We start from the raw sequence: 10,364 nt of genomic DNA, 5'->3' as shown, positions 1-10,364 counted from the left end.
GGCGTCATCATCGGCCACGTCGACAGCATCGCCGCCGGAATTGAGGATCGCGAACGGACTGCGGGTTCGGGACTTCTTGCCAATATCAATCCGACGTTCAGCTGGGTTCGCCTGGCGCAGCGCATCCCCGTGCGGATCGCCCTCGACAACGTGCCACAAAACATAAAGCTCGTGGCAGGCATGACGGCGAACGTCGCCGTGATGCCAGAGCCTGCTGTTTCTATGGCGCGGCTGCCCATGCCCACAGACATGAGGCAGAATTGATGCTCAGAGATACGGCTATCTGCCCAATAAAACGGCATAATAGCTAAGCATAATGATGTATTTCACTGGGTATTGCGAAGAATCATCTTATCTGGGATCGTTTAGTCAATAGCGGAGGAAATATAAAAACAATTCGGGTGGAGAAAACGGGCAGGAAACATAGTTGAAGCATCTCTCTAAAGGAGCGATAACTATGATTTCACAAGACCGAACAATCCCGCTGGCGGGACGACCGACCTCCATTCGGATCGCCTCCTACAGTGTCCTTGGCATCCTGGCGACCGTTTTCACATCGTCTGTCATGCCGCCGATATTTACTTCAACGTCGGTCAGAGCCGTCGTCAACGCACCCGTCACATCGATAACGTCGCCAATCAATGGCACGGTCACGGATGTGCAGGCAACGCGGGATCAATTTCCGCAAGGTGCCGTTGCGGTCGTCGAGAATGAGCGCGTTGATCGCTCCACCCTTATTGGCCTTCAGGTCGAATCGACGTCGCTTCGCAATGAGTTGACGCTCAAGCAGGGCAACCTTGAAGATTATGACAGGCGCATCAGGGACCTCGAAACCGAGCTCGCCACCCAGCAGGGTGCCTTGATTGCCCGCACGAGCAATGCCCTGCGTGATGCGCAAGTCTCGCTCAACCTTGCCACATATTCGGCAGATAACGAAAAACTCGACGCCCAGCGCAAGCTGCGCCTGGTGGCAAAGGGCGTGTTTCCTGGAACCCGGGACGAATTGATCAACAAGATCAAGTTGGAGGATGCAAAGGTCGAGGCGGCCAGGATCAAAGTGGCCGTGTCGATGGATGATCTCAATTTTGCCCAGCAAGGCATTTATGTGGGTGACAACAACCAGTATCTGCAGAACCTCCAAAACGAGATCCGGGCGCGAAAAGGCGACGTTTCGCAAATTGACATGCAGCTGGCCTCGATCCGGACGCGCCTTGCCGAGCTGCAAAATCTCACCGAGGCCGAGAACAAGCGCATCAACAAATTGGCGCGGGCCGAGGTTGGCGTTGCACCATCGGAAAAAATCTACAAAGCGGTTGCGCAAGCCGGAAAACAGGTGAATGCCGGCGATACGCTTGTTCAATCCGTGGACTGTCGTGAAGCGTTCGTGGTGGCGATATTTTCAGAGCGTCAAGCGCAGGCACTGGCGATAGGCGCGAAAGTTCTCGTTAAGCAGGATGCATGGCAGGAGCCGGTCCATGGCACGGTCAGCCGACTCCTGCCGCGCACCACCGACCGCGTGGATCTTGATTACGCAGTGCCGTTTCCACCAACCGAGCGTCGCGAACTCTACGCCTTCATCGTGCCGGAAACGGCGGACGCGGACACGGCAGAGAATTTCTGTTCCGTCGGCACTTGGGTCAACGTCGAACGGCCGTGGGGCTGGCCGCTGAAGGCCGGCGACTATCTCGTCGCTGCGACGGCAACGCTCCAAGCGCAGGTCAGGGATCTCGAGCTCGCACTGACGAGGAGCGTTTCAAGACTGGCGATGAAAGTGCCGTCCTTCTCCAACAAGGCCGATGCAGCCGAGACAAACATTCAAGCGGATCATGCCAAGATATCGCCATCGGCTGGGGCGCATAAGGTATCGGCCCAATGCCCGGAAGGCAGATTTCTGGCTCCTGCCTTTCTGTTTGCCGAAAGCGTGGAAACGCCGGCGGCCACATTCAGCCGCGCCCGTCCCATCGCTGATACGCATAAGATATTCGAAGCACGCTGGAATTGAGATGCGTTGGCTGACAATTGCCGCCGCGCTGATCATGGGCGTCCTTTCAACAAAAGCGCTGGCATCAAACGACCGACAATCGGGGGTTCGTCTTTGTACATCGATGGCAGATCGGATGGTGCAGCCTTGGGCCGAAAACGGTGCGCTCCTTCCAAGCTATCTGGCTTCGAAAAGCGGTGGGGAGTTGCCGCGGCAAATGCAGGATACGGCCTTTGTCTATGACAATGCGCTGGCTGTGATGGCTTTCATCGCGTGCGATCAGGTGGATCATGCACGCGCCATCGGCGATGCATTTCTTGCCGCAGGTCTGACAGATCGCTTCTATAAGGATGGCCGCCTGCGCAACGCCTATCGTTCAGGTCCGGTCGCGCAAACGGTTGCCTTGCCGGGTTGGTGGAATGACACCGTCAATCGCTGGACGGAAGACGCCTATCAAATAAGCACCGCTTCAGGAAATGTCGCCTGGGCCGCGCTGGCGTTGCTCCAGCTGAACGAAAGGACATCCGACCCCAAATATCTGGCAGGCGCAAACCGGCTGGCAAGCTGGCTGGCGGCATTGGACGAAGATGACGAGAGCGCAGGGATCGCCGGCGGCTATTACGGCTTTGAACCAGATGCAGCGCGCATCGCATGGAAGTCCACAGAGCACAACATCGACACGTTGGCGGTTGCGCAATGGCTGTGGCTCAAAACCGGGGACGCAAAATGGCAGCATCTCGCCGAGCGGAGCCTGCGCTTTCTCAGTGCCATGCATCGCGACAAGCGCCATTTTCTGGTCGGGACAGACACGGCCGGAAAGCCCGTCGAAGGGGCTGATATGTGGCTGGACGTGCAGGTCTGGCCGCTATTGGTGGTGCCCGCCGCACAGCTGGTCTTGCCGCAAGAAACCATGCATTTGCTTGACGCACGCTTTGCGGTTGCGGGCGGATACGACTTCAATAGCGATCGCGATGGCCTGTGGGTTGAAGGAACGGCGCAAGTTGCCCTGGTGCTGGCTGTGCGAGGCGAAGGCGCGCGGGCCTCACGTCTCATTGAAACCATTCTAGCATACGCCGATCCTGGCAGCGGCTGGCTTTTCGCAACCCCCAAAACTCAGCTTTCAACAGGCCTCAGCATCGACGCGATGGGCGAGGGCAGCGCCTTTACCTACCATCATTGGCCGCACCTTGGCGCGACGGCCTGGACCGTCCTTGCCGCGATGCATTTCAACCCCTTCCAACCCAATTGAGGCACAATGTTCTTCAATGCTGACAATGATGTTGCCGGCGTTCTTTTGTTCGATCTCGGCATCGGCTTGATGTTCATTGCCTTTGCCAAGCTGGCCGACCGAAATCGCCTTCTCGACAGGCTCCTCTTCGGAGGCCTCACGATGCTCTCGCTTGGGCTTTACCTCTCCTGGCGATGGGTTGATACGCTGCCGGATCTCGAGTTGACAGGGGCCAGCCTGTGGCAGCATGTTTATTTCACCTTCGAAGCGATCTCGATCGTCTACGCCCTTGGTTCAATCATCATCCTCTTTCGAAGCTCCAACTGGACGAAGGAAGCTGACCGGCGCCAGGTTCAGTTGCAGGCGAGGGGCCATTACCCGTCCGTCGATGTCTTCATCTGTACCTATAACGAACCAATCCACATCCTTGAAAAATCAGTGATAAGCGCAAGCGCCATGGACTATCCACGGTTGCGCGTCTTTGTGTGCGACGACACGCGCCGCCCCGAAATCAGTCAATATTGCGGGCGCGTCGGCGTCAACTACATCACCCGTCCCGATAACCGCCATGCGAAGGCCGGCAATCTCAACAATGCGCTTGAAATGACCAACGCCGACGATGATGGTTCGGACCTGATCATGGTGCTTGATGCCGATTTTGCCCCGCAGGAAAACTTTCTCATGCGGGTCGTCGGCCTGTTCGAGGAGGAAAGTATTGGCCTCGTCCAGACGCCGCAATTTTATTTCAACTCGGATCCGATCCAGCACAATCTTGGCGTTCGATCCTCCTTCGTCGATGATCAGAGGGTGTTTTTCGACACCTTCCAGCCGGCCAAGGACGCGGTAGGTTGTGCGTTTTGTGTGGGGACGAGCTTCGTTGTACGCCGCTCGGCGCTTAACGCGATGGGAGGATTTCCCCATGAAGCGCTTTCGGAAGACATGCTGCTTACCTACCGGCTGATGGAACGCGGTCATGTCACACGCTGGCTGAACGAAAAGCTCAGCGTCGGGCTTTCTGCCGAGGGAATTCCTGAATACATCACGCAGCGGACGCGCTGGTGTCTTGGTACGATCCAGATCGGACTACTCAAAGACGGGCCGTTGTGGCTTGGCCGGTTCACGCTGACCCAGCGTCTCCACTACGTCCACGGTCTCTTGTGCTGGCTGTCGAAGCCGTTCATCCTGTGCATGCTGTTTGCGCCATCGATCTACTGGCTGTTCGACGTCACCGCAATCCAGGCCGACGACATCGTCTTCATGAAATATGGAATTTCGGCGCTCTTTGTCTTCTGGAGTTATTCGTCATGGATTTCGGTAGGGCGAACCTTGCCGCTTTTTACCGAAGTGACGCACGCAATTACGGCACTGCCGATCACAATCGCCCTCTTGCAGGCGGTGCGCAAACCCTTCGGACGGCCGTTCAAGGTGACACAAAAGGGTGGCGACCGGTCAACGATCCGCATCCATGCGCCCACAGCGATCTTCTTCGGCCTGGTGACGCTACTTTCGGCCACCTCCGTTGCCTCAACTGTGTTCGTCTGGAGTTCACCGACCGAATTCTCGCAGCGCGATTGCCTCAACCTCGTGTGGTCGGGCTTTTCCATGCTCATTGCCTTCGTCAGTCTTCTTGTGTGCATAGAACTGCCGCGCTTCGGCCAGGAGGAACTGATCAAGGTGTCCGTTCCCGCCACATTGCGGATCGGTGACACTGAGCATCAGGTGAAGATCGAGGCGATGTCGACTGAAAACGTGGTCATCAGCAACATGGAGGCGCACGCCAGCGGGGAAGGGGAACTCTACCTTGGCGCAACCGGCTGGATGAAAATCGATTTGAGCGATGAAAATTCCAGCAACTGCTTCGCCATCTCGCCCGGTTTTGAGCAGCACAACGCAATCCTTCGCATGCTCTTTCGTCAGTCGCCCGACAATGTAGCAAGCACGGGAAGGCTGACCACGTCCATGCTGACACTATGCAGACGCGCCTTTGTTGGCTGACGCCAGGGGAACTGACCGGATGATAGGATGATCGATCAGGCGTATGATCGAAGACGCCCCGCTAACGGAGACTGGTCATGGCCAGTCAGCTATCTTTAATCGAAGGCGGCTGCCTTTGCGGCGACGTTCGCTATCAATCGTCAAAGCGGCCAACGCTCGGCGCTTACTGCCACTGCAGGATGTGCCAGAAAGCCTATGGGGGGCCGTTCCAGGCAACCATCTGCTCTCCAAAGCACGATTTCCGGTTCACCCGTGGATCGCCCAGATACTATCGTTCCAGCGAAATCGCCCAGCGCGGCTTCTGCGATCGATGCGGTTCGCCGCTCCTGTTCCATTATCACGACGTCCCAAGGTCTGGGTTCTCATCGCAAGACTGGCCCCTCAGAAAAGACGCCGTCTGGGGGACGGCGGCGCATTATCACACGGACCAGCGCATTTCCTGGTGTCCTATTGACGATGGATTGCCGCAGTGGACAAGCCAAAAAACCCTGCATCGGGATGAGGCAGGGGGTAACGGCAAATTCAAGCCTGCAGCAGACGATCGATCGTGATGGGAAGATCGCGCATGCGCTGTCCCGTCGCATGGTATATGGCGTTCGCGATGGCGGGAGCCACGGCAACCGAGCCGATTTCGCCAAGGCCCTTCACGCCGATCGGGCTGACCTTGTCGTCGGTTTCGTCGACGAAAATCACATCGATATCATAGACATCGGCGTTTGAGGCGACGTGATAGTCCGCAAGACTGTGGGCCATGCACCGGCCGAGATTATGATCGACCGCCGCGTCCTCGTATAGTGCCTTGCCGATACCCATGACGCATGCACCGATGATCTGGCTCCGGGCGGTTTTCGGGTTGAGGATACGCCCGGCTGCAACCGCGCAAACCAGCCGGGTGACCCGGACCACGGGCAGGTCTTCATCGATGCGAACCTCTGCGAAGACCACCGAATGCGTGACGCCGGTATATTTCTTGCCGAAGGGCACGTTAAAGATGGTTGCTGTCGCGCAGATATCATCGCGGCCCGAAAGATGCGAAAGATCGACAAGGGCTGCCGCAGAAAGCAATTCGGCGCCTTCCCGGTTACCGACAATTCCGGCCTGCCTTGCCCGGGAGAGGATGAGCTTTTTGAGTTTCTTGCAGGCGGCCTCTACGGCCGATCCCGTGGTCGCGGCGGTCCATGATCCACCCTGAATGGGATTGAAGGGCAGGGCGGAGTCGCCGAGGCGAACGACGATCCGATCCATCGGCGCGCCGAGCGCATCCGCAGCGAGCTGGCTGAGGATCGTATAGGTTCCGGTGCCGATGTCGGTGATCGATGATGTCACTTCAAACCTGCCATCGGCAAGAAGAGAGACCTTTGCGCGTGCGGGCACTGGCGCCATCGCTGCCTCCCATGCGCCGGTGGCCATGCCAAAGCCGATCAACTCCTTCCCCTTGCGCATCGAACGGGGCGCCGATCGGCGCCTCTCCCAGCCAAAGTGGGCGGCTCCTTCCAAATAGCATTCGCGTAGTGCCTTGCTGCTGAACGGGCGTTTCTCGCTCTGGTCGCTTTGCGTGTAATTTGCAAAACGCAGAGCGAGCGGGTCTATATTGGCAGCATAGGCCAATTCATCCATGGCACATTCGAGCGCGAACATCCCGGTGGCGGCCCCGGGCGCGCGCATGTCGCATGGCGAAACAGTATCGAGTCTTGCCAGCTCGTAGGAGAGCTCGACATTGTCGCAGCCATAAAGGCTCGCCGAAAAATTCACCAGAGGGTCCTGGGCGTCCTCATATTGTGACGTGGCGGCAATCGCCTTGTGGCGAATGGCGCGCAGCCGCCCGTCCATATCCGCGCCAAGGCAGACGGTTTGTATGGCATTGGCGCGATAGCCGAGCGCGAACATGTGATCGCGCGGAACGACGAGGCGAACGGATCGCTTGAGTGCCTTTGCCGCCATCACCGCGAGAAAAACCGATTGCTGTGGCCGCAGTCCAAGGCCGAACGCGCCGCCGACGAAACTGCTGACAACGCGCACCTTGCGGCGAAACAGACGGAAGGCGACCTTCAGAAAAAGCTCAACGCTTTTCGGGCTCTGCGTCTTGTCATAGACGGTGACCGACCTTTCACCCCACGCCACAGTGGTCGCGAAAAGTTCCATCGGGTGGTGATTCTCGGCAGCCGTCGTATAGGTGGCCTCGATCTTGATGGGTGCCTGCGCCAGGGCGCGAGGCGCATCGCCTGTGGGGTGTGGCGCCGGAGCGACGCCGAGCCGATTTCGCCGTGGCTTGAAAGCCGTTGATCGGGCAAGGTCGGTCAGATGGTCCTCGGGGGCATAGGAGACACGCACCAGCGCTGCGCCATCGCGCGCCGCTTCATAGGTTGACGCGACAACAAGCGCGACCGGCTGTCCGCTAAAATGCACACGATCGTCGTAGAGCGGCCGGAACGGCTTGCCGGGTGGTCCTGCCAGATCCTTGTAGAGAAAACCGAACGGCCAGAGCCAGGGGCGGTTCTTGTGGGTGATGATCGCAACAATGCCTGGAAATTGCATTGCCGCTGCCGTATCGATCAACGTCACCCGCCCCCTTGCGATCGATGCGGGTACGATCGCCGCGTGGAGGAGATCGGGGACATGATGTTCGCCAGCGTATTTGGCCCGGCCCTCAACCTTCGGCGGTCCGTCAATGCGCGAGATGTCCTTACCCGTGAATGCAGAATCGTGATCCATCGGCATACCCTCAGTGGATGCGCTTGTCGGATTGCAACTGGGGCGTCCTTGAAGCGGCCTGCTCGAGCGCCCGAACGACGGTCCTGCGCGCAAGTTCTATCTTGTAGCCATTGTCTGAAAGTGCCACGGCCGGCGACAGCAGGATGCTGGCGAACTGATCGAAGTTGCCACGGGATGCTGTGCGGCCAACCAGCAAGACTTCCGCCGCCGTATTGCGCCACGGTTTGTGCGCTACGCCGCCGAGTGCCACCTGCGCCATTGAGATGACGCCGTCATCGATCGCAAGCAACACCGCAGCTGATACGAGCGCAAAGGCATAGGACAGGCGGTCGCGGATCTTCAGGTAGCTGTATCGCGGTGCCTCGGGGGTCGGGGGCAACTCGATCCCAAGGACGATCTCATCGTGGCGCAGGATTGTATCCTGTTGCGGGGTTTCGCCGGGAAGCCGGTGAAACTCGGCGAGCGAAATGGCGCGCGTTCCCTCCGGCCCCTTGACGATCACCGTCGCTTCAATGGCAGCAAGGGCAACACACATGTCAGATGGATGGGTGGCCACACAGGCGTTGCTTGCCCCGAGAATGGCATGGTTGCGGTTGAGCCCGTCTCGCGCAGGACAGCCGCTGCCGGGCATGCGTTTGTTGCACGCCGTTGCGACATCGTAGAAATATGCACAGCGCGTGCGCTGCATGAGATTGCCCGCGACCGTGGCAGCGTTGCGCAGCTGGGCAGAAGCCCCTGCGAGGATGGCGCTGGCGAGCAGGGGATAATGGCTTTCGACCGCGGCATGGCACGCAACCTCCGCGTTGGTCACGAGCGCGCCTATCCTCAGGCCTCCGTTTGCGGTCTGGCCGATTTCCCGCAGCGGCAAGTCATTGATATCGATGATCGTCGTCGGCGTCGCGACGTCATATTTCATCAGATCAACGAGGTTGGTCCCACCAGCAAGGAGTTGCGCACCCGAATCGTCGCCAAGCCGCGCGATGGCCTCCTCAATGCTGGCCGCCCGCAAATATTCAAATCGCCTCATGGCACTGGTTTCCCCCTCAAGGCCACAAGAACCTCTTCGATCGCATCGACAATGCCGATATAAGCGCCGCACCGGCAGAGATTTCCGCTCATTGCCTCGCGAATCTCTTCGCGCGTTCTCGCCCTGCCTTCCGAAATGAGGCCGATGGCCGAACATATCTGCCCTGGCGTGCAATAGCCGCACTGCAGGGCGTCATGGCGGATGAATGCCTCCTGCACAGGATGGCGCTTGTCCGGCGAACCAATCCCCTCAATGGTGGTGATTTCGGCGCCATCGCGGCTGACGGCAAGGACGAGGCAGCTGTTGATGCGCTTTCCATCGATGAGGACCGTGCACGCGCCGCATTGGCCATGGTCGCAGCCCTTCTTCGTGCCCGTGAGGCCAAACTCCTCGCGCAAAAGGTCAAGCAGTGTGACGCAGGTTTCGATCGTGGCATCGCGTGCAACGCCATTGATCGAAAATCTCACGCTGCGTGTTGTCGTTGACCGCGTATCCATGATGATCGTTGGCCCCGGCGCATTGTTCATCGATGTCTGTCAAGCCTTGCGCAAACACTAGGCGCGCATGGGCCCCATGACAAGCCGGCCCCTTGACGATCGGGGGGCAACCCTCGCTTGTGGCTGTCAGCCGGGCGGCATGCTGCCACTGCCATTGGGGGAAAACCGGACGCTGCAGGGTTTCCTAGCTCGTGGCTGGGGCCTGCGTGCCTTAACCAGATTGCCCGTCAAGGCTGGCAAAGGCATGTCCGATCGCTTGAATCGGCGATGCAAGGGGCGCTGGCAAAATCCCGCAAAAGCAACCGCCGGATGATGGTGGTCGAGGCCACAAATACGTGCAATATGTAAGCCGCTGGCGCGGCCAAGCAAATCGGCTGTCGGCAGTGTGATGGCACGGTTGGGTGAATGATGCGGGACCGTCGATCCAAGAAGGACGTCAATGCCTCGACATGGCAAAGGCCCTTTCGATCCTTTTTGGCCCTGGCGATGGCAGCGCTTCTCATTGCAGCCTCAAGCGCGCTCATCGGTCTTGATTTTTATCGTGCCCGCAGGGCTGCGATCGTCGACACCACCGCAGATATGAAGGTCTTTGCCGATCGCCTCGTCGACCAGCTTGGCGTCCTTTCCGGTGACACGGTCACCCTGGTCGGGATCATTGCATCTGTGTCGAACGCGTTTTTGGTGCCACCTCCCGAACGCATGAATGACAAGATCGCGATCCTGCGCGAAGGTATCGCCCGCTCGCCGCATATTGACGGGGTCTATGTCGGTTATCCGGATGGCTCGTTTTTTCATGTTGTCAACCTCAAAGGGCCCGGCTGGCGCAAGGCGCTTGATGCCCCGCCGGGGGCCGTGACGGCGGTGCGCACGATCGAAAAGTCTCCAGGTGGGGGCACAGACAACCGGCTGATTTTTATTGATGCC

6 protein-coding genes and 2 pseudogenes are annotated in these 10,364 nt (G+C 58.7%); 5 read left to right on the top strand and 3 right to left on the bottom strand.

Going from position 1 to position 10,364, the window contains the following annotated elements; translation table 11 throughout:
• From AAAB35_RS17525 to AAAB35_RS17510, 4 genes and pseudogenes are all read left to right on the top strand, one after another.
• Positions 1-264, top strand: a pseudogene (locus AAAB35_RS17525) (efflux transporter periplasmic adaptor subunit); the annotation flags it as partial.
• 193 nt (positions 265-457) lie between these two features.
• Entirely contained in the window at positions 458-2,002 is a 1,545-nt protein-coding gene (locus AAAB35_RS17520; protein WP_340669562.1) for an HlyD family efflux transporter periplasmic adaptor subunit, read from the top strand.
• 1 nt (position 2,003) lies between these two features.
• Entirely contained in the window at positions 2,004-3,230 is a 1,227-nt protein-coding gene (locus tag AAAB35_RS17515) for a hypothetical protein (RefSeq protein WP_340669561.1), read from the top strand.
• Between the two features lie 6 nt (positions 3,231-3,236).
• The gene (locus AAAB35_RS17510) at positions 3,237-5,204 is read left to right on the top strand and encodes a glycosyltransferase (RefSeq protein ID WP_340669559.1); all 1,968 of its coding nucleotides are present in this window, start codon (positions 3,237-3,239) and stop codon (positions 5,202-5,204) included.
• A gap of 522 nt (positions 5,205-5,726) precedes the next feature.
• Here AAAB35_RS17510 and AAAB35_RS17505 read toward each other — a convergent pair.
• The 3 genes from AAAB35_RS17505 to AAAB35_RS17495 are packed head-to-tail and all read right to left on the bottom strand — an operon-like array spanning position 5,727 to position 9,470.
• Positions 5,727-7,916 (bottom strand): xanthine dehydrogenase family protein molybdopterin-binding subunit, encoded by a 2,190-nt coding sequence (locus AAAB35_RS17505; protein WP_340669558.1) that lies wholly within the window; start codon positions 7,914-7,916, stop codon positions 5,727-5,729.
• Between the two features lie 10 nt (positions 7,917-7,926).
• Positions 7,927-8,943: a xanthine dehydrogenase family protein subunit M gene (locus AAAB35_RS17500; protein WP_340669557.1), complete on the bottom strand. Its 1,017-nt coding sequence runs from the start codon at positions 8,941-8,943 to the stop codon at positions 7,927-7,929.
• Positions 8,940-9,470, bottom strand: a complete 531-nt coding sequence (locus tag AAAB35_RS17495) for a (2Fe-2S)-binding protein (protein WP_340669556.1) — start codon at positions 9,468-9,470, stop codon at positions 8,940-8,942. Before AAAB35_RS17495 ends, AAAB35_RS17500 begins: the two co-directional genes overlap by 4 nt.
• Before the next feature lie 375 nt (positions 9,471-9,845).
• On the opposite strand from AAAB35_RS17495, the pseudogene AAAB35_RS17490 reads away from it, so the two are divergent.
• Positions 9,846-10,364: pseudogene (locus AAAB35_RS17490) on the top strand (adenylate/guanylate cyclase domain-containing protein); the annotation flags it as partial.

This window comes from Phyllobacterium sp., from assembly GCF_037994425.1.
In the GTDB taxonomy this organism is placed as follows: Bacteria; Pseudomonadota; Alphaproteobacteria; order Rhizobiales; family Rhizobiaceae; genus Phyllobacterium.
This window is presented reverse-complemented; position numbering and strand designations above follow the sequence as displayed.

What these genes read in the sequence shown, in the direction of transcription:
- AAAB35_RS17495 (WP_340669556.1), bottom strand. Translation starts at nt 9,470, where the DNA reads ATGAACAATGCGCCGGGGCCAACGATCATCATGGATACGCGGTCAACG.
- AAAB35_RS17505 (WP_340669558.1), bottom strand. Translation starts at nt 7,916, where the DNA reads ATGGATCACGATTCTGCATTCACGGGTAAGGACATCTCGCGCATTGAC.
- AAAB35_RS17500 (WP_340669557.1), bottom strand. Translation starts at nt 8,943, where the DNA reads ATGAGGCGATTTGAATATTTGCGGGCGGCCAGCATTGAGGAGGCCATC.
- AAAB35_RS17510 (WP_340669559.1), top strand. Translation starts at nt 3,237, where the DNA reads ATGTTCTTCAATGCTGACAATGATGTTGCCGGCGTTCTTTTGTTCGAT.
- AAAB35_RS17520 (WP_340669562.1), top strand. Translation starts at nt 458, where the DNA reads ATGATTTCACAAGACCGAACAATCCCGCTGGCGGGACGACCGACCTCC.
- AAAB35_RS17515 (WP_340669561.1), top strand. Translation starts at nt 2,004, where the DNA reads ATGCGTTGGCTGACAATTGCCGCCGCGCTGATCATGGGCGTCCTTTCA.